This window comes from Thermovibrio ruber (assembly GCF_055380895.1).
On the sequence record NZ_AP042397.1, the window covers coordinates 1,123,327 to 1,140,781 of the forward strand.

The window sequence follows — 17,455 nt, forward strand, 5'->3', positions numbered from 1 at the left end:
CAAGTAGTTTAGTGTCCACGTTAGCCCCTTAAGGAGTTTTGAGGAGAAATTTTAACCTTTACAGGATAAAAAGTTCTCGGTCGGCTCCAACGAAGAAACAGATGGCCCTTTCCAGCTTCTCTAACTCATCTTGAGAGAGGGAAGTTATCCTGTCGGGAATTAGCCTTCCTTTATCTATGGCTCTTAACTGGTCAATCATAATTGCAGAGTCTTTTTCTAAACGGTCTCTCGCTTTAATGAAAAGCCTCATCGGATACTTACCCTTGAGGTTTGAAGTTAAGGGAGCAACGAGAACCGTTGGGTAAACGTTAAGTATCTCCTGTCTCTGAACAATTACTACAGGTCTAACTTTCCCCGGTTCCGCTCCTTTCGTTGGGCTAAGTTTGGCAAGGTATATGCCACCTCTAATCAATTCCATCGTTTATAGTGCCTTCAAGCTCTTTTATTTCTTCAAGGTTTTCAGGGTCTTTTGAAAGCTCCTCGGCAGACTCAATAAGGTTTTTTAACATCTCCTGTCTTTCAAGCTCCTTCTTGTATAGGAGAAGAGCTCTCTCTAAAATTGCCCTTTTTGGACTTCCTGTTTTCCTTGAAAGAGTCTCTAACAGTTCAAAAAGGCTGTCGTTTAACTCCACTGTGAGCGTTTTCAAGTTTTGCCTCCAAGTAGTTTCAACTGAAAATTTATTTGTCAGCCAGCAGATTAGCCACGGAACTTTTTCTTGAACTTTTCAAGGAGCTCCCCCCTTCCAAAAACCTTAATCCGTCGGTAGTTGTAAAACTTAAAAACCATATGGACATACTGGCAAGCAAACTCTCCGTCTAATCCGCTACAGCAGGGAACTACCTTTTTTCCGTCCTTACACTCAACTGAAAGTGAGTTAAGGAACTTCAGCTTACCTCCCCTTTTTCCCCTCCTTAAAGGGTCTCTCCACTGGCGAACCATATTTGCCTTACACTCGTGGAGCTCCAAAACCTCCTTTCCAGAGAAGGCGACGTCAATCTCTTTGTCTGAGAGCTTTCTACTTTTCTTAAAGACCTTACACTGGTTGACCCTTCTATACCTTCCATCAAAGGCAAAAGGACCAAGCTTTGACACCAAAACCTCTAAAAGGTCTCCCCTCTGTCTATCTCCTGAGAGGAAGAAGGAACGGAGAACTTTCAGAACTTTCTCAGCCGAGGAAAAGTCTACAAGCCCGAGCTCAACCATATCCTTAACGGCCAAGAAGACCCTCTCTGCCTTAACCCTCTGAGAGTCTGTTGGCCTGAAGCTGTTAACGACCTCTAAAAGGAGTGAAAAGGCTTTGGGGTTCTTTGAGAGAGTTCTCAAAAAAGCGTCTATTTCCCTGTTCCTGATTGAGGAGAGTCTCTTTCCCTTCCTACAGCTACAGCTCATAGTGAATTTCCTTCAGGAAGATTCCGGACTTTAACAGGTAAAGAGGAAGGAACGACAAGAACTCCCTTTCTTTTGCCTTCTCAACCCTCTTTAGAACCGTTGCCCTTCTCGTTCCCGGTTTGGCCTTTACCACAGAAACGTTAACAAACCGAACGTTTGCAACCTGAAACCGGTCTCCGACGATAGAGCCGGAGAGCTCCACGGCAACTTTATAACTGTTCCCCTTCTTCTCCAAAACGTCACAGGCAACAGAGAGGTTTAGTGTGCACTCACCGACCCCTTCCACAGAAGGGTCAACGAAGACCTCCTGAAGAACCCATCTACTTGAAACCTCAGTCATCCATCTCCTCTAAAATTTCAACGAGTTCACACAGGTAGTCTAAAGAGGAAGTGAGCCAAACCTTAAGCTCAATCTCTTTTTCACTTCCGGAGTTAAGAGCCCACTGGAGCCTCTGGAAAACCCTGTAAAAGGCGTTGTAAACGGCCTTTCGTTTTTTTAAGGGAGCTCCGTCCAACCTCTTAAATCCCTTCCTTAAAATTTTTAGCTTTTTCAAGCCCCTTCTGTTTACAAGTTCAGTGAGAGCTCTGTTTGTAATCCTTTTCCTGTCTAAAGAGTTGAGAGTCTGAAGAAACGTTTCCTCAAACAGGAGAAACTGTTCAGAAGGCTTAAGAAAGTAAAGAGAAGGCACTTTTCTTGTTCTCTTTTCAACCTTTAGAACTAAAACAGCCATGCTAAAATTCTACCACTATGAACTACGAAATATTCATATCCGAAAAACCTCAAAACGGCAGGGACATAAAGGAAATAGACGGACTTCCAGTAGTAATTCCCGTTCAGGTTCATGAGGCAAACGTTGTATTCGTCGGATCAGTTCCAAAAAAAAATCCCGTAGCAGACGGCCTTGTAACCGATACAAAAAACATCTGGATTGGAGTTCTAACGGCAGACTGCCTTCCGATCTTCTTGATAGGTGAAACTGCCGTAGGGGTAGTTCACGCCGGCTGGAGAGGGACCCTTAAAGGTATAACTTTCAACGCAGTTTCCTACATAAACAGGTTTACAAGGGTGAAAAAGGCGATTTTGGGAGTTGGAATCTGCAGGAACTGTTACGAGGTAGGGGAAGACATGTATAAACTCTTTCCAAAAGAGTATAAAAGGTGCTTCTATGAATTAGAAGGGGGAAAGTTCTTGTTTGACCTTAAAGAGGCCAACAGGATACAGCTGAAAGCCGCCGGAGTTTCGGAAATTGAGGATTTAAACCTCTGCTCCGTGTGTAACAACGACAGGTTCTTCTCCTACAGAAAGGAGAAAACCGACAAGAGAACACTCTCTGCCATAAGGTTGATTTAATGGAGCTCCTTCTCACTTTAGCACTCTTTTTCAAAAAAGGCTTTGGGTTCCAAAGGATAAAAAAGCTCATTGATAACTACGGCTCTCTAAAGGAAGGTATTAGAGAGGAAAAGATAGAACTCTCAGAGGAGTTAAAACGGGCTGAAGAAGAGGTAAAAAAAGCAGAAAAGTCAGGCGTAAAAATCGTTCCATTTACCTCTAAAAACTACCCTAAAAAGCTTTTAGACATCTCTCAGCCTCCAGTAGTTCTATACGTTAAGGGGGAGATGAAGGAAAAACCGGCAGTTGCAGTCGTAGGGTCAAGGCGGTGTTCCTCCTACGGAAGGAGCGTTGCCTTTAGGTTCGGAAAGTTCTTATCTGAGAGGGGGATAACGGTTGTAAGTGGACTTGCCCTCGGAATTGACAGTGCCGCCCACAGGGGAGCTCTCTCAGGGGGCGGAAATACCGTAGCAGTTTTGGGGAGCTCTGTTGACCTTATCTACCCTCTGGAGAACAATTCTTTGGCGGAGAAAATCATTGAATCTGGAGGGGCAGTTATTTCTGAATTTCCACTTGGAACGAGGGCGAAGAAGGAGTTCTTCCCCAGAAGAAACAGAATAGTAAGCGGACTTTCTGAGTGTGTCGTAGTCGTTGAGGCAGCAGAGAAAAGCGGGACTTTCATAACCGTCAGCTATGCTTTAGACCAAGGAAAAGAGGTTTTAGCCGTTCCCGGTAGTATAGACTCACCCTTTAGCAGGGGAACAAACAGGCTGATAAAGGAGGGAGCTCCTCCCTTAACTGACTTTGAGGAAATTTTTGAGGTAGTTCCACAGTTAAAGATTAGAGATGATAAGAGACAAATTCCCGAGGAATTTAAAGAGATTTACAACCTCATTTGTGAAAGACCCTTAACTGCAGATCAAATTTCACAGATAACAGGGAAAACTCCAAGTGAAGTTTTCGTTATTCTCACAAAACTTGAGCTTGAAAAACTTATAAAGAGGGAAGGAGCCACTTACAGAGTATGCTGAAAGAAAAGATAATTAACGAGATAGGAGAAAAAGGTTATATATCTTTTGATAGATTCGTTGAAATCTCCCTTTACGACAAAGAAGAGGGCTACTACACAAAAAAAAGAACGAGCCCAAACTTGGGAGAGGACTTTGTAACAGCCCCTGAAGTTTCCGATGCCTTCGGGAAAACGGTTGCAAGCTACCTGAAAAAGATAGGAAAAGAGCTCTCTCTCCCCTTAAACGTTTTGGAGCTCGGCGGCGGTAAAGGTTTCTTGGCAAAGGACATCCTTGAAACTTTAAGCCCCGAAAACTACACAGTTTTAGAGGTAAGGGAAAAACCTAACTGGCTAACAGGCGTTAACTGGATCAAAAGTTTGGACAAAATTTCTCCATTTGAAGGCATCGTAATCTCAAACGAGTTCTTTGACGCTTTCCCGTTTAAGAGAATAAGAAAGATTAGGGGAGAACTCTACGAGGTGGTCATAAAAGAAAAAGGGGGAGAGTTATACGAAGATTTAGTCCCGTTCAGAGGGAAGATTCCTTGCACTATAGAGGAAGGAGATGAATACTGCCTCTTTACAGGTTGGGAAGGGTTTCTGAAGGAGCTCTCTCAAAAACTAAAGAGAGGTTTTTTCATTACCTTTGACTACGGCGGAAAGTGCCGTGAGATTTCAGGAAGGCAGAGCTTCCGAGCTTTTATGAAAAACCGGTTAACCGACGAATACCTAAAATACCCCGGTAAAGCAGATTTAACGGCTCTCGTTGACTTTGACTACTTGAGCTCTTTACTTGAAAAGGTAGGTTTCAAATTTAAAAGGTTAACTCCACAAAGCTCCTTTCTACTTGAAAACGGAATAGAGAGGTATTTAGAGCCCGGGGAAGCTCCCCAGGCCTTAATGCTTTTAGTTGACATGGGAAGGAAGTTTAAGGTTTTAGAGGCTACCAAACTTCACAGCAAGTAATTGTCTCGTCCCTCTGAGGTCCCGTTGAGACCATCGGAACGGAAACTCCTAAGTAATCCTCAATAAACCTTATGAAGTTCTGAGCTTCTTTCGGCAGGTCTTCCCACCTCTTAACGTGGGTCGTCTCACTCCTCCAGCCGGGGAGGGTCTCGTAGATAGGCTTAACCCTTGAGAGCTCTTTAGCAGTTGAAGGGAAGCGGTCTATCACCTCCCCGTCAAGTTCGTATCCTACGCAGACCTTTATCTCATCAAAGGCATCTAAAACGTCAAGTTTTGTAACGATAACTCCGTCTAAGTCGTTAACCATAACAGAGAACTTAACGGCAAACAGGTCTAACCAGCCGCAGCGCCTCGGCCTTCCAGTTGTTGAACCGTATTCGTGGCCGCGGGCCCTGAGGAGCTCCCCAACGCTGTCCTTAAGTTCCGTCGGAAAAGGTCCTCCTCCAACCCTCGTTGTATAGGCCTTTGCTATTCCATAGACCCTATCAATCTTCTTGGGACTGATTCCCGTTCCTGCTGGTATTCCAAGGGCTGAAGAGTTTGAGGAGGTTACAAACGGATAAGTTCCAACGTCTATGTCAAGGAGTGTCGCCTGAGCTCCCTCAAAGAGAACCCTTTCTCCCCTATCAATCGCTCTGTTTAAGAGAAAAACCGTATCACAGACAAAGTCTGCAACCTTTTCGTAAACCCTCATTGTGTGGGAGTAAACCTCGTCAAAGTCAAAGGAAACCAGGTAGTTATAGACGTGCTTAAGAGTTAACTCCTTCTCCCTCAAGTTCCAGCGAAGCTTTTCCTTAAAGGTCTCCTCGTCCTTAAGGTCGGCAATTCTAATTCCTACCCTTCCGGCCTTGTCCCTGTATGCAGGCCCAATTCCCTTTAGGGTAGTTCCTATTGAGCCATCTCCCTTTAACTTTTCAGAAGCAGCGTCAAGCTCCTTGTGGTAGGGAAAGATGACGTGGGCCCTCTCGCTTACAAAGAGCCTACCTTCCGGGTTCTTCCCAACCCTCTTTATGAACTCAACCTCGTTCCATAGCGACTCAAGGTCTATGACCATTCCGTTTCCGAGAACACACTTCTTTCCATCGTGGAGGATTCCAGACGGGAGGAGGTGAAGAACGTACTTGGTTCCGTTTACAACAACTGTATGACCTGCGTTGTTTCCTCCCTGATACCTAACGATGTAGTCGGCCTTCTCAGAGAGGATGTCAACTATTTTTCCCTTTCCTTCGTCTCCCCACTGGGTCCCAACTATCGCAAGAGTGGACATTAAACGCCTCCGTCTAAAGTTAGCGGCAGAATAATACTAAATACTTGAAACTAGCTCTAAAACGGCGTCTGCAACCTTCCCTTCAAGCTTAAAAAAGCCTTCAGGTGAAGTGTAGAGAAGGTTTTTAGGTTCCTCCTCTCTGTTTAGAACCAAGACGAACTTGTACCCTTTCTTAAACGCAACCTCTACAGACTCCCGATAGTCCCTTTTAACGATGTCTCTTGCAATGGAAAAACCTTTCTCTCTGAGCTCTTTCGCAACCTCGTAGGCAAGGTGTTTTTCAGGGCTAAGGTCAACTATGTAGAAGTCCTTCTTTTTAGGAGCCTTTAAAAGTCCCTTCTTCTCAAGGAGCTCCTCTAACGCATCAACGCTGAGGGCTATTCCCGTTGCAGGGAGCTCTAACCCGAACTTCCCGGTAAGCTGGTCGTACCTTCCCCCCATTCCTAAAGAGAAGCCGTAGAGTGGATGGAAAACCTCGTAGGTTATCCCCGTGTGGTAGTCCATTCCCCTCTTCTCTGAAAGGTCAAATATCACTCTCTCCTCAAACCCGTAGCTCTTTAGAATCTTGTAAACGCTCTTAAGCTCTTCCACTGCTTTTCTTGACTTTTCATTCTTAAAGAGCTCTCCTGCCCTCTCCAAAACGTCCTCTTTGCCGTAGAGCTCCAGGAGTGAAAAAAGCTTCTCCTTAGCCTCCCCCGTTATTCCTTCACTTTCTGAAAAGAGTTCAATCCCAGAAAAATCTTTGTGCTTTAAGAGGGTTAAGAGCTTCTCCCTATCCTTTACACCGAGCTCCTGAATAACGCCTTCCAAAAACTCCGTATGGCCTATGTCTATCTGGAAAGACTTAAGCCCAAGCTCTTTCAGAATGTTTGCAACTACAGAAATAACCTCTGCGTCTGCTTCTACCTCTTTAACGCCAAGGAACTCTATCCCAAACTGGTAAGTCTCCCTGTCTCCGTTTCTATCCCTGAAAACTTTTCCCGTGTAGTAGAAACGGAAGGGAGGTTCCTCGTCTTTAAACGACGAAGCAACGATTCTTGCAACTTGAGGAGTAAAGTCTGGCCTTACTGCCATCAACCTTCCGGTAAACCGGTCAACCAACTTAAAGGCGAACTCTTCTGTGCTCCTATCAACTGCGGTGAAGAGCTCTAAAAACTCAATTGTCGGAGGCCAAACCGGTTCGTATCCCCACTTTTCAACGACCTCTTTAACGCTCCTTAGGAGCTCCCACCTTCTCTTAACTTCGTTTGGCAGGAGGCTCTTAAAACCTTTCGGAATCTCAGTTAACCTCATCTTTAAAACCCTAAGTGTTTAACTATTTCATCTTTGTCTGCAGGAAGTGTTACCGGCTTAACTCCCATTGAAATTGCAGTATCCGGGTCTTTAAGGCCGTGCCCCGTTAGAGTGCAGACGACAACGTCTCCCTTCTCAAACATTCCCTTTTCACGAACGCTCTTTATAACCCCAGCAATAGAAGCCGCAGAGGCAGGCTCACAGAATATCCCCTCTGTTCTGGCAACTAACCTGTAGGCCTCCAGTATCTCCTCGTCTGTAACCATGTCTATAAAACCGCCGGACTCGTTTGCAGCGTTTACCGCCCCCTTCCAGCTTGCAGGGTTTCCAATCCTTATTGCGGTTGCGATGGTCTCAGGGTTTTCAACCGGGTGGCCGAGAACTATCGGAGCAGCCCCAGCAGCCTGCCAGCCGCACATCTTGGGCTTTGAGTCAACCTTCTCGGCCTCGTAGTATTCCTTGTAGCCCATCCAGTATGCCGTTATGTTCCCTGCATTTCCGACGGGAATAAAGTGGTAGTCGGGAGCTCTCCCCAGCTGCTCGCATATTTCAAAGGCTGCAGTCTTCTGTCCCTGGAGCCTGTAAGGGTTTATTGAGTTGACAATAGTTATCGGGTATTCAGCTCCAATCTCTCTTACTATCTCTAAAGCGTCGTCAAAGTTTCCTTTTATCTGAATAACCTCAGCCCCATACATAACTGCCTGAGAGAGTTTTCCTAAAGCTATTTTCCCTTCAGGAATCAGGACCACAGCCTTTAAACCGGCCTTTGCCGCGTAGGCTGCAGCAGATGCAGAAGTGTTTCCCGTAGAGGCACAGATTACAGCCTTTGCCCCTTCTTCAACGGCCTTAGAGACGGCCATTGTCATTCCCCTGTCCTTAAAAGAGCCCGTCGGGTTTAAACCTTCAAACTTGAGGTAGAGCTCTATCCCCGGCTTAATCTCTTTTGCCAAGTTATCTGCCTTTATTAGAGGAGTGTTACCTTCTAAAAGGGTTACTACGGGAGTTTTATCTGTAACGGGAAGGAACTCCCTAAACTCCTCTATTATGCCTTTCCACCTTTCCATATAAAATACCTCCAGAAAAACAGTTAAAATACGGAGTAGGAATTATACTTCCTGGTTTTAAAAGGATACGGAGGAACGATGTTTGAAGGAATCTACGTTGCAATCCCCACCCCATTTAAAAACGGAAAAGTTGATACAGAAGCCCTTAAAAACCACATAGAGTTCCTCATTGAAAACGGCGTTGACGGAATCGTTCCCTGTGGAACGACAGGAGAGAGCGCTACACTCTCATATGAAGAACACGAAGAGGTTATAGCCCTAACGATTGAACAGGCGAAAGGTAGAGTTAAGGTAATTGCTGGAACAGGTTCAAACTCAACATCTGAAGCCATAAGACTCACAAAGTTTGCAGAAGAGGTGAAGGCAGACGGAGCTCTCCTCATAACTCCCTACTACAACAAGCCAAACCAAGAGGGGCTATACAGACACTTTAAAGCAGTTGCAGAGGCCGTCTCAATCCCGATAGTCCTCTACAACGTCCCCGGTAGAACAGGCGTAAACATGCTCCCTGAAACAGTTGCAAGGCTATCAGAAATAGACAACATCGTTGCAATCAAAGAGGCAACGGGAAGCACAAACGTGACAACAGAGATAATCAACCTGTGCGGCGACAAAATTGAAGTCCTCTCGGGAGACGACCTAACTTTCTTCCCTCTCCTTTCTGTTGGTGCAAAGGGAGTAATCTCTGTTACGGCAAACGTCGTTCCAAACAGAATGGTAGAGATGTACAAGGCATTCACCTCTGGAGATTTTGAGAAAGCTTCCAAAATTCACAGGGAGCTCTACCCTCTCTCTAAAGTGTTGTTCATAGATACGAACCCCATTCCCGTTAAAACCGCCCTCTCTATGATGGGAAGAATGGAGAAGGAGTTTCGGCTACCCTTGTGTCCGACAACCCCCGAGAAAGAGGTGGTAATTGAGAAAACCTTAAAAGAGTTTGGAGTTCTGTAATGCACTTAGGGATTGACTACAGAGACTTAGAAAGGCTCTTAGACTACTTTGAGATAAGGGAAAAAGACATAAAAAACTTAAGGTTTTTAGGAAACATCTTGCTCCCTTACAAGGAAGAGTTTGCAAACGCTTTCTACGACAACTTAATGAAGTTTGAAGACGTAAAGGAGTACATCCCTGAAAGTAAGCTTCAAAGGTTAAAACAGACAATAAAAATCTGGTATGAAAAGCTGTTTTCTGGAAGATACGACTCTGAATACCTGTTATACCTTCTGAGAATAGCGAAGGTTCACGTTGAGGAGGGAATACCACCCCACTACATCATCGTTGCAATGAACTTTGTCAGTAGGTTCTGCAGTAGAAGAGTTGCACAGTTTTTCTCAGATAAAGCACAAGTATTCTTTGAAGACTTTAAGAAGGAACAGAAAGAGTTTTGCGACCCTTCAAAGACTGAAATCCTTGAAGGTTTCGTTTTAGAGGAAGTCTTTGAAAGACTTGAGGATTTAAACAGGTCTTTAAGGAAGATACTTGCCCTTAACGAGGACGTTCTCATTTCTTACTACGTTGACGCGGAGCTCCGCACCTTCTTTGAAGCAGGAAAGGTTGAAAGGGCAGCCATAAAGCTCAGCAAGAAGTTTGCCGTATTTATGGACATAGCAATACTATTAGGTCTTATGTCCCTTGCGATTTTCGTTATCTTCCTCTTCGGGATGGACGTAGTCCACTTCTTCCACGGAGACCTCGCCCACAGTCTTATAGCTGCAATGGGAGACCTGCTAATACTCTGGACGGTGTTGGAACTCCTAAACAGCGAAATCAAGTTTATGTTGGGAGGAGAGCTTGCAGTTTCAGCCTTTGTAAGCGTTGCCTTAGCTGCAACAATCAGGGAAGCTTTAGTAGTTTCCCTTGAACACGGAAAACCCATAGAGTTTAAGCTCGGGATCGGAGCTCTCATTCTCATCCTCGGCATCGTCTACGGCATTGTTAAGTGGTTTGAGATAAAGCAGAAGAAAAAGCTCAGTTAGGAGTAAGGGATGGTAAAGCTGGCGGTAACCGGCGCAGCCGGAAGAATGGGAAGATTAATAGGGAAGTTAGCCCTTGAGGATAAAGACTTTAAGCTAACCGGAGTAACAGAAAGGCCGGATTCAGAGCTAATAGGAAAGGAGTTTTCTCCCGGAGTTAAGTTCTACTCTTCAATTTCAGAAATTCCTGAAAAACCTGACGTAGTTATAGACTTTACAACTCCCGAAGCTACTGAAAAACTCCTTAAAGAGGCAAAAGAGTTAGGAGTAGCCTTAGTTATCGGAACAACCGGACTATCTGAAACTCAAAGAAAGCTCATAGAGGAAACGGCTAAAAAAGTTCCAGTTGTTTTTTCTCCCAACATGAGCCTTGGAGTAAACTTACTCTTTAAGCTTGTAGCTGAAGCTGCTAAGGCACTAAAGGATAAGGGATACGACGTTGAGATATTTGAGATTCACCACAGGTTCAAGAAAGATGCCCCTTCAGGAACCGCCGTAAAACTTGCAGAGATAGTTGCAGAGAACTTAGGGGTTGACCTTGAAAAGTCTGCGGTTTACGGAAGGAAAGGCATAATAGGTGAGAGAAAGCCGGACGAGATAGGAGTCCTCTCTGCAAGGATGGGAGACGTAGTAGGAGACCACACGGTATACTTTGCAACCCTTGGAGAGAGGTTAGAGCTCACCCACAGGGCAACCAGCAGAGAGACCTTTGCAAGGGGAGCTTTGACTGCCGCAAAGTGGGTAGCCGGCAAGGAGCCGGGACTCTACACGATGTTTGATGTTTTAGGAATTTAGATGAAAGAAGTCTTTTTCCTTATTCTTCCGTTTATTCTGGCAATACTCTTTGCTTACTTAAACGATCCACTTGCCGAAGGATAGGGAGGAACCGTGTTTGAAGTAATTCCGGCCGTTGATATTAAGGGTGGAAAGTGCGTCAGGCTCTACCAAGGAAGGGCAGACCAGGAGAAGGTTTACTACGAAAACCCCGTTGAAGTTGCGAAGATGTGGGAGGAAGAGGGAGCTCCCCGCCTCCACGTTGTTGACCTCGATGGAGCCTTTGAGGGAATTCCTAAAAACCTTCCGATAGTTAAGGATATTGTTGAGGAGCTCTCCATCCCCGTTCAGTTTGGCGGCGGCGTCAGGACGATGAAGGCTTTGGAAGAGCTCTTTAAAGCCGGAGTTGATAGAGTAATCCTCGGAACAGTTGTTGTTGAGAAACCCGAACTCTTTGAGGAGATGGTTAAGGCCTTTCCTGGTAAGTTGATAGTTGGAATAGATGCAAAAAACGGAATAGCAACGACCAAGGGCTGGACAGAAGTCTCAGGAATTCCTGCAGTTGAGCTTGCCAAAAAGAGTGACCAGTTAGACATTTGGGGATTCGTCTATACAGACATCTCAAGGGATGGAACACTAACGAGCCCAAACTTTAAAGAGGTTGAGAGGTTCGCATTCTCAGTTTCCCACCCCGTTATAGCCTCTGGAGGAGTTGCAAAAGTGGAGGACTTAGTTAAACTTTCCCAAATAGAAAACGTTGTTGGAGCAATTGTTGGTAAAGCTCTCTACGAGGGGACTGTAAACCTGAAAGAAGCTCTGGAGCTCCTTAAGTCTTGAAAATCACTTTAGATAAAGCCCTAAAAGAGGTAGAAAACAACAGGTTCTTTAAAGTTTTAAGTGAAGGGGATTTAGTTAAAGTTTCCTACCGTTACAATGCTCCATCGGTTTTTGATACGCCATTAAAGAGGGAGTTTCGAGGAATCACGTTTAGCAAAGAAACGGGAGAAGTTGTCTCCCGCCCCTATCACAAGTTCTTCAACTTAAGAGAGGCTGAGGAAAGTGAAGAGGAAAAGCTTAAAAACAGAACCTTTATCGCACGTGAAAAGCTTGACGGAACAATGCTCCACCCAGTTCTTATAAATGGAGAGGTTAAACTCCTAACACAGAAAGCCTTCTCAAACCCTCAAACGGAAAAGGGAGAGGAGCTCCTTCTAAAAAACCCGAAACTCTACAGAGCAGTTAAGGAACTCCTTTCCAAAGGTTACACCCCAATCTTTGAGCTAATCTCACCCCAGTTCCAGCTCGTAATTCCATACGACAGAGAAAAACTGATACTTACGGAAGTAAGGGATAACAGAACCGGAAAGTATCTATTAGAGGAAAGAGAAGAAGAGCTAAAGGAAATGGGATTTAAAATACCTCCAAAAAGAGTTGGGAATTTAAAAAAGCTAAAGGAAAAAATTGAAAAAGTAGAAGGATTAGAAGGGTTCGTTCTAAAGGACTTTTCCCAAAGAGAACCTTTCCCACTATTTGTTAAGCTGAAGTCTCCCTGGTATTACAAACACCATTATGCCTTTACATACCTACACAACATCCCTGACCACAAGCTCTTTAACCTGTTCCTCCAGGGGAAGGCAGACGATCTGTTCAGCTCTGTTTTAAACAGGGAGCTCCGAGAGAAAAAGCGGAAGAGACTGAAGAAGCTGGTTTCCCTCTACAGGGATTTGTTGGAACTCTCTCAGGAGCTTTCAAACTTCTACGGAAAACCGAACTTTGAAACGAGGTTTAGAGAAAAACTGGAAAAACTTCAGAAGAAATACAGAAAGGATTTCTCAAACTTTAAACTAAGAGAGGATTACTTAAAGGAAGCCATCCGGTTGGCAAAGGAGAGGAAGAAGTTTGAAAGTTACCTGGGAACTAAACTCTACACTATGTTAAAGTCTGGAGAGGTAAAGTTAACAACTTGAATGTTAAGAAATAAAAAACAAAAATAGAGGGGAACCGTTTTAGGAGGCACCTTTGGTTCTCTATCCTACGCTGGTTCTTGACAAGACTTACCTTCCGGTTTCTATCTTCTCCCACAAGAAGGCCTTTCTCCTTGAGCTTCTAAACAAGTGTGAAGTTCTTGAACACTACAGAACGGTATCTCTACACTCTCCAAGTCGGGACTACCCTGCCCCTTTAGTAATAAGAATTCCCGTTCTTATTCGCCACTGGGAGAGCTCCCCAACCAGAAGGGCCGTGTTCATCAGGGATAACTTTACCTGTGCCTACTGCGGCAAGACAGTTAAGGACAACGAAGCCACCATTGACCACATCGTTCCAAAGAGCAAGGGCGGAAAGTGGACTTGGGAGAACTTGGTAACCTGCTGCTCAGAGTGCAACCAGAAAAAGGGAAACAGAACTCCCAAAGAGGCCGAAATGGAGCTCCTCTTCAAGCCCAAAAAGCCGTCAAACTTCCAGATTTCACTGAACAGGTGGCGCCACAGGTTTAACGAGGAGTTCTTGGGAGCTCTTTCCCTCTACGGAGTTCGCGACGTAGAAGCAATATAAGAGAATGAACTGCGGGGAGTGGAGTTATCCCCCCTTACCTCTCAATCCAGTAGTTAGGAGCCTCTTTTGTGATGATAACGTCGTGGACGTGGGATTCTTTCAGCCCCGCAGAGGTTATCTTAACGAACCTTGCCTTCTTTCTCATCTCTTCAATGTTTGCAGCACCGCAGTAGCCCATTCCTGCCCTTAAACCGCCTACAAGTTGATGAATTGTATCGGCCAGTGGTCCCCTGTAAGGAACCATTCCCTCAATGCCTTCGGGAACCAACTTCTTCTCCTCAACGTCAGACTGGAAGTATCTGTCCTTACTTCCCTTCTTCATAGCTCCCAGTGAGCCCATTCCCCTATAAACCTTATAACTCCTTCCCTGGTAGAGAATCACCTCTCCCGGAGCCTCTTTCGTTCCTGCAAAGAGGCTTCCAATCATTACGACCCTTGCACCTGCCCCTATAGCCTTTGCAATGTCTCCGGAGAACTTAATACCACCGTCTGCAATGATCGAGATGTCGTACTTGTCTGCAACTTCTGCACACTGGGCAACGGCAGTAAGCTGAGGAACTCCCACTCCTGCAACGATTCTAGTTGTGCATATTGAACCGGGTCCTATTCCTACCTTTACGGCATCGGCTCCAGCCTTTATAAGGGCTTCAGTTGCTTCAGGGGTTGCAACGTTCCCTGCGATGACGTCAACCTCTGGAAAGAGTCCTTTGAGCTTCTCAACAGTCTCAAGAACTCCCTTAGAGTGGCCGTGGGCGGTATCAACAACGATTACGTCTGCTCCAGCTTCAATTAGGGCTTCTGCCCTTCTTATTGCTTCTGGTCCAACTCCAATTGCTGCCCCAACTCTGAGCCTTCCTAGCTCATCCTTACAGGCGTTGGGGTACTTCTCCCTTTTCTCAATGTCCTTTATCGTAATTAAGCCCTTCAAGTATCCTTTCTCATCAACGACGGGAAGTTTCTCTATCTTGTGCTTGTGGAGTATCTCCTTAGCTTCTTCTAAAGTAGTTCCAACGGGAACAGTTATAAGGTTCTCCTTTGTCATTACTTCTCTTATCTTCTTGCTAAAGTTCTTAACGAACCTAATATCCCTGTTGGTTATTATTCCAAGGAGTTTTCCCTTCTCATCAACGACGGGAAGGCCGGAAATCTTATACTTTTTCATCAATGATTCAGCTTCCGCTATCGTCTGGTCTGGGCGGACAGTTACAGGCTTAACGATCATCCCGCTTTCAGACCTTTTAACTCTATCAACTTCCTCTGCCTGCTCTTCTATTGACATATTCTTGTGAATTATCCCAATACCCCCTTCACGGGCAATCGCTATGGCAAGCTCGGCTTCTGTAACTGTATCCATTGCAGCACTCATTATAGGGATGTTTAAGGTTATCTTCTTCGTCAGCTTTGTTCTTACGTCTACCTGTGTGGGAAGAACTTCAGAGTAGTTTGGAACTAAAAGGACGTCGTCAAATGTAAGGGCTTCCTTAACCTCTTTGCCGAGCATATTTTCCTCCTTGAAAACTTTAGGGAATTATAGTTTTACTGGTAGAATTGGGCAAGTAGGAGGTGAACGTTGTCTGAGAAGAAGCTCTGGGGAGGCCGGTTTAAAGAAAGCACGAACGAGCTGGTTGAGGAGTTTACAGAATCTGTCTCCTACGACAATCGTTTAGCCCCGTTTGACATAGCCGGTAGCATTGCCCACGTAAAGATGCTTGAAAAACAGAGAATCCTGAAACCTGAAGAGGCTCAAAAGATTATAGAGGGTTTAAATAAAACCTTAAAGGAAGTTGAGAGCGGCCGGTTTGAGTGGAAGAGGGAGCTTGAAGACGTCCACATGAACGTTGAGAAGAGGTTAACGGAGATAGTAGGTCCCGTTGGAGGGAAGCTCCACACAGGAAGATCAAGGAACGATCAGGTTGTAACCGACGTAAGGCTCTACGTTAGAAAGGAGATTGAGGAGATTTTGGAGCTCCTCAAAAACCTCAGAAGGGCCTTCTGGAAACAGGCAAAGGAGAACTTAGATGTTGTTATGCCCGGATACACCCACCTTCAGATAGCCCAGCCAGTTCTCTACTCTCACCACATGTTAGCCTATTACTGGATGTTTAAGAGGGATGAGGAGCGATTCAAAGACACTCTAAAAAGGGTAAACGTCTCTCCACTTGGCTCTGCAGCACTTGCAGGAACCAGTTACCCTCTCGACAGGGAGTTTACAGCAAGGCTTCTTGGCTTTGACGGAGTAACGAGAAACAGCATGGATGCAGTTAGCGACAGGGACTTTGTAGTAGAAACGATTTTCAACTGTGCAATGGTTATGATGCACCTATCAAGGCTCTCTGAGGAGCTTGTTCTCTGGTCAACGGAGGAGTTCGGTTTTATAGAGCTCCCCGACGCCTTCTGCACCGGAAGTTCAATAATGCCCCAGAAGAAAAACCCCGACGTTTCAGAGCTAACAAGAGGAAAAACCGGAAGGGTCTACGGAGATTTAGTTGCAATACTAACTGTTCTAAAAGGCCTTCCTCTCACGTATAACAGAGACCTTCAAGAGGACAAAGAGCCTCTGTTTGACGCCATAGACACAGTAAAACTCTCCCTCAAGGTTAACGCCCTCATCGTAGAAGGAATGAAACCTAAAAAGGAAAGGATGAGAGAACAGGCCAAAAAAGGATTCTCACTTGCCACAGACGTTGCAGACTACCTTGCAAAGAAGGGCGTTCCCTTCAGAGAAGCCCACAGAATCGTTGGAGAGTTGGTCTCTTACTGCTTAGACAACAGTAAAGGCCTTGAAGACTTAACCCTTGACGAGTTTAAGAAATTCTCCGACAAGTTTGACAAGGACGTTTTAAACCTTATGAGCGTTGAAGGTTCTATAAACAGCAGAAACATAACGGGCGGAACCGCCAGAGAACAGGTAGAAAAAGAGGTTGAAAAAATCAAAGAGGAAGAAGGCTTTTAAGATTGGAGGTTTAAAATGGTTAGGTTTGAACCCTCCTTTTTCTTAGAAAGGAGTAGAGAAATAGACGAAGTAACCTTAAGGGCTATAGCAAGGGAAGTAAGAAAAGATATACTGAAGATGACGTCTGAAGCCCAGTCCGGTCATCCCGGCGGAGCGATGTCTGCCGCAGACATCATAGTAACCCTCTACTACTACAAGATGAGGCACAACCCAGAGAACCCAAAGTGGGAGAAGAGGGACAGGTTCGTCCTCTCTAAAGGTCACGTCTGCCCGGCTCTTTACTCAGTCCTTGCAAGAACTGGCTATTTTCCACTTGAGAAGCTCCACGAGTTCAGGAAAATTGACGGAGACCTTCAGGGGCATCCAGACATGCATAAAACTCCCGGAATAGAGATAAGCACCGGTTCTTTAGGCCACGGAATCGGGGCAGCCGTCGGAATGGCTTTAGGGCTAAAACTTGATAAGAGCGACAGTAAAGTCTACTGCATGATTGGAGACGGAGAGGCTCAAGAGGGAAGCGTATGGGAAGCAAGCATGGCAGCTTCCCATTACAACCTTGACAACCTGGTCGTAATCCTTGATAACAACAACCTTCAGATAGACGGCCCCGTTGATGAGGTAATGTCCATATACCCAGCAGTTGAGAAGTGGAAAGCCTTTGGCTGGCACGTTATTGAGATAAACGGCCACGACTTTAAGGAGATTAAAGAGGCCTTAGATGAAGCAGACAGAGTAAAGTTTAAACCTACAATGATAGTTGCAAAGACTGTTAAAGGTAAGGGAGTTTCGTTTATGGAGAACAGGGCGGAGTGGCACGGAAAGGCTCTCCCGCCGGATTTACTGAAAGAGGCATTGAAAGAGTTAGGAGAGGCAGTTTAAGGAG

General features: G+C 45.2%; 20 protein-coding genes. 11 read left to right on the forward strand and 9 right to left on the reverse strand.

The annotated features are described in order from the left end of the window. Positions 1 to 58: 58 nt before the first annotated feature. The 5 genes from ACZ424_RS05950 to ACZ424_RS05970 are packed head-to-tail and all read right to left on the reverse strand — an operon-like array spanning position 59 to position 2,121. Positions 59 to 418 (reverse strand): type II toxin-antitoxin system PemK/MazF family toxin, encoded by a 360-nt coding sequence (locus ACZ424_RS05950; protein WP_464904064.1) that lies wholly within the window; start codon positions 416 to 418, stop codon positions 59 to 61. Continuing rightward, positions 405 to 647 (reverse strand): ribbon-helix-helix protein, CopG family, encoded by a 243-nt coding sequence (locus ACZ424_RS05955; protein WP_464904065.1) that lies wholly within the window; start codon positions 645 to 647, stop codon positions 405 to 407. Before ACZ424_RS05955 ends, ACZ424_RS05950 begins: the two co-directional genes overlap by 14 nt. Positions 648 to 697: 50 nt before the next feature. Further along, entirely contained in the window at positions 698 to 1,390 is a 693-nt protein-coding gene (locus ACZ424_RS05960; RefSeq protein WP_464904066.1) for a hypothetical protein, read from the reverse strand. Then, complete coding sequence (locus ACZ424_RS05965) at positions 1,380 to 1,730, reverse strand: hypothetical protein (protein ID WP_464904067.1); 351 nt, start codon at positions 1,728 to 1,730, stop codon at positions 1,380 to 1,382. The genes ACZ424_RS05960 and ACZ424_RS05965 overlap by 11 nt, the downstream gene beginning before the upstream one ends. Further along, positions 1,723 to 2,121 carry a hypothetical protein gene (locus ACZ424_RS05970; RefSeq protein ID WP_464904068.1) on the reverse strand — a complete coding sequence of 133 codons (399 nt, stop codon included), beginning with the start codon at positions 2,119 to 2,121 and terminating at the stop codon, positions 1,723 to 1,725. The genes ACZ424_RS05965 and ACZ424_RS05970 overlap by 8 nt, the downstream gene beginning before the upstream one ends. A gap of 17 nt (positions 2,122 to 2,138) precedes the next feature. On the opposite strand from ACZ424_RS05970, the gene ACZ424_RS05975 reads away from it, so the two are divergent. From ACZ424_RS05975 to ACZ424_RS05985, 3 genes are read left to right on the forward strand one after another with little or no spacing between them, the layout of a single operon-like run. Next, positions 2,139 to 2,741 (forward strand): purine nucleoside phosphorylase YfiH/LACC1 family protein, encoded by a 603-nt coding sequence (locus ACZ424_RS05975; RefSeq protein WP_464904069.1) that lies wholly within the window; start codon positions 2,139 to 2,141, stop codon positions 2,739 to 2,741. Further along, positions 2,741 to 3,751: a DNA-processing protein DprA gene (dprA, locus tag ACZ424_RS05980; RefSeq protein ID WP_464904070.1), complete on the forward strand. Its 1,011-nt coding sequence runs from the start codon at positions 2,741 to 2,743 to the stop codon at positions 3,749 to 3,751. Before ACZ424_RS05975 ends, dprA begins: the two co-directional genes overlap by 1 nt. After that, positions 3,745 to 4,695, forward strand: a complete 951-nt coding sequence (locus ACZ424_RS05985; RefSeq protein ID WP_464904071.1) for an SAM-dependent methyltransferase — start codon at positions 3,745 to 3,747, stop codon at positions 4,693 to 4,695. The genes dprA and ACZ424_RS05985 overlap by 7 nt, the downstream gene beginning before the upstream one ends. Here the strand turns inward: ACZ424_RS05985 and ACZ424_RS05990 are convergent. The 3 genes from ACZ424_RS05990 to thrC are packed head-to-tail and all read right to left on the reverse strand — an operon-like array spanning position 4,673 to position 8,319. Then, on the reverse strand, positions 4,673 to 5,962 hold the full coding sequence (locus ACZ424_RS05990; RefSeq protein WP_464904072.1) for an adenylosuccinate synthase: 1,290 nt from the start codon (positions 5,960 to 5,962) through the stop codon (positions 4,673 to 4,675). The genes ACZ424_RS05985 and ACZ424_RS05990 overlap by 23 nt on opposite strands. Before the next feature lie 36 nt (positions 5,963 to 5,998). Further along, the gene (gene hisZ / locus ACZ424_RS05995; protein ID WP_464904073.1) at positions 5,999 to 7,255 is read right to left on the reverse strand and encodes an ATP phosphoribosyltransferase regulatory subunit; all 1,257 of its coding nucleotides are present in this window, start codon (positions 7,253 to 7,255) and stop codon (positions 5,999 to 6,001) included. Positions 7,256 to 7,257: 2 nt separating this feature from the next. After that, positions 7,258 to 8,319, reverse strand: a complete 1,062-nt coding sequence (gene thrC, locus ACZ424_RS06000; RefSeq protein ID WP_464904074.1) for a threonine synthase — start codon at positions 8,317 to 8,319, stop codon at positions 7,258 to 7,260. Between the two features lie 78 nt (positions 8,320 to 8,397). On the opposite strand from thrC, the gene dapA reads away from it, so the two are divergent. From dapA to ACZ424_RS06030, 6 genes are all read left to right on the forward strand, one after another. Then, entirely contained in the window at positions 8,398 to 9,270 is an 873-nt protein-coding gene (dapA, locus tag ACZ424_RS06005) for a 4-hydroxy-tetrahydrodipicolinate synthase (RefSeq protein ID WP_464904075.1), read from the forward strand. After that, on the forward strand, positions 9,270 to 10,295 hold the full coding sequence (locus tag ACZ424_RS06010) for a protoglobin domain-containing protein (protein ID WP_464904076.1): 1,026 nt from the start codon (positions 9,270 to 9,272) through the stop codon (positions 10,293 to 10,295). Before dapA ends, ACZ424_RS06010 begins: the two co-directional genes overlap by 1 nt. Positions 10,296 to 10,304: 9 nt before the next feature. Then, positions 10,305 to 11,087, forward strand: a complete 783-nt coding sequence (gene dapB / locus ACZ424_RS06015) for a 4-hydroxy-tetrahydrodipicolinate reductase (protein WP_464904077.1) — start codon at positions 10,305 to 10,307, stop codon at positions 11,085 to 11,087. A gap of 93 nt (positions 11,088 to 11,180) precedes the next feature. Further along, positions 11,181 to 11,903 carry a 1-(5-phosphoribosyl)-5-[(5-phosphoribosylamino)methylideneamino]imidazole-4-carboxamide isomerase gene (gene hisA, locus ACZ424_RS06020; RefSeq protein ID WP_464904078.1) on the forward strand — a complete coding sequence of 241 codons (723 nt, stop codon included), beginning with the start codon at positions 11,181 to 11,183 and terminating at the stop codon, positions 11,901 to 11,903. After that, a complete protein-coding gene (locus tag ACZ424_RS06025) occupies positions 11,900 to 13,033 on the forward strand; it encodes an RNA ligase (RefSeq protein ID WP_464904079.1) in 1,134 nt (377 codons plus the stop codon). The genes hisA and ACZ424_RS06025 overlap by 4 nt, the downstream gene beginning before the upstream one ends. A gap of 52 nt (positions 13,034 to 13,085) precedes the next feature. Further along, entirely contained in the window at positions 13,086 to 13,619 is a 534-nt protein-coding gene (locus tag ACZ424_RS06030) for an HNH endonuclease (protein WP_464904080.1), read from the forward strand. A 34-nt stretch (positions 13,620 to 13,653) separates the two neighbouring features. Here ACZ424_RS06030 and guaB read toward each other — a convergent pair whose 3' ends face one another. Beyond that, positions 13,654 to 15,120, reverse strand: coding sequence for an IMP dehydrogenase (gene guaB / locus ACZ424_RS06035; RefSeq protein ID WP_464904081.1), 1,467 nt, complete (start codon positions 15,118 to 15,120; stop codon positions 13,654 to 13,656). Positions 15,121 to 15,189: 69 nt separating this feature from the next. On the opposite strand from guaB, the gene argH reads away from it, so the two are divergent. Further along, positions 15,190 to 16,572, forward strand: a complete 1,383-nt coding sequence (argH, locus tag ACZ424_RS06040; RefSeq protein ID WP_464904082.1) for an argininosuccinate lyase — start codon at positions 15,190 to 15,192, stop codon at positions 16,570 to 16,572. A gap of 15 nt (positions 16,573 to 16,587) precedes the next feature. Beyond that, a complete protein-coding gene (locus ACZ424_RS06045; RefSeq protein WP_464904083.1) occupies positions 16,588 to 17,451 on the forward strand; it encodes a transketolase in 864 nt (287 codons plus the stop codon). Positions 17,452 to 17,455 lie beyond the last annotated feature (4 nt).

Coding starts and splice junctions, on each gene's coding strand:
- ACZ424_RS05960 (WP_464904066.1), bottom strand. CDS start 1,390: ATGAGCTGTAGCTGTAGGAAGGGAAAGAGACTCTCCTCAATCAGGAAC.
- ACZ424_RS06045 (WP_464904083.1), top strand. CDS start 16,588: ATGGTTAGGTTTGAACCCTCCTTTTTCTTAGAAAGGAGTAGAGAAATA.
- thrC (WP_464904074.1), bottom strand. CDS start 8,319: ATGGAAAGGTGGAAAGGCATAATAGAGGAGTTTAGGGAGTTCCTTCCC.
- ACZ424_RS06010 (WP_464904076.1), top strand. CDS start 9,270: ATGCACTTAGGGATTGACTACAGAGACTTAGAAAGGCTCTTAGACTAC.
- ACZ424_RS05965 (WP_464904067.1), bottom strand. CDS start 1,730: ATGACTGAGGTTTCAAGTAGATGGGTTCTTCAGGAGGTCTTCGTTGAC.
- ACZ424_RS05970 (WP_464904068.1), bottom strand. CDS start 2,121: ATGGCTGTTTTAGTTCTAAAGGTTGAAAAGAGAACAAGAAAAGTGCCT.
- dapA (WP_464904075.1), top strand. CDS start 8,398: ATGTTTGAAGGAATCTACGTTGCAATCCCCACCCCATTTAAAAACGGA.
- dapB (WP_464904077.1), top strand. CDS start 10,305: ATGGTAAAGCTGGCGGTAACCGGCGCAGCCGGAAGAATGGGAAGATTA.
- ACZ424_RS05985 (WP_464904071.1), top strand. CDS start 3,745: ATGCTGAAAGAAAAGATAATTAACGAGATAGGAGAAAAAGGTTATATA.
- ACZ424_RS05975 (WP_464904069.1), top strand. CDS start 2,139: ATGAACTACGAAATATTCATATCCGAAAAACCTCAAAACGGCAGGGAC.
- ACZ424_RS05990 (WP_464904072.1), bottom strand. CDS start 5,962: ATGTCCACTCTTGCGATAGTTGGGACCCAGTGGGGAGACGAAGGAAAG.
- guaB (WP_464904081.1), bottom strand. CDS start 15,120: ATGCTCGGCAAAGAGGTTAAGGAAGCCCTTACATTTGACGACGTCCTT.
- dprA (WP_464904070.1), top strand. CDS start 2,741: ATGGAGCTCCTTCTCACTTTAGCACTCTTTTTCAAAAAAGGCTTTGGG.
- ACZ424_RS05950 (WP_464904064.1), bottom strand. CDS start 418: ATGGAATTGATTAGAGGTGGCATATACCTTGCCAAACTTAGCCCAACG.
- hisZ (WP_464904073.1), bottom strand. CDS start 7,255: ATGAGGTTAACTGAGATTCCGAAAGGTTTTAAGAGCCTCCTGCCAAAC.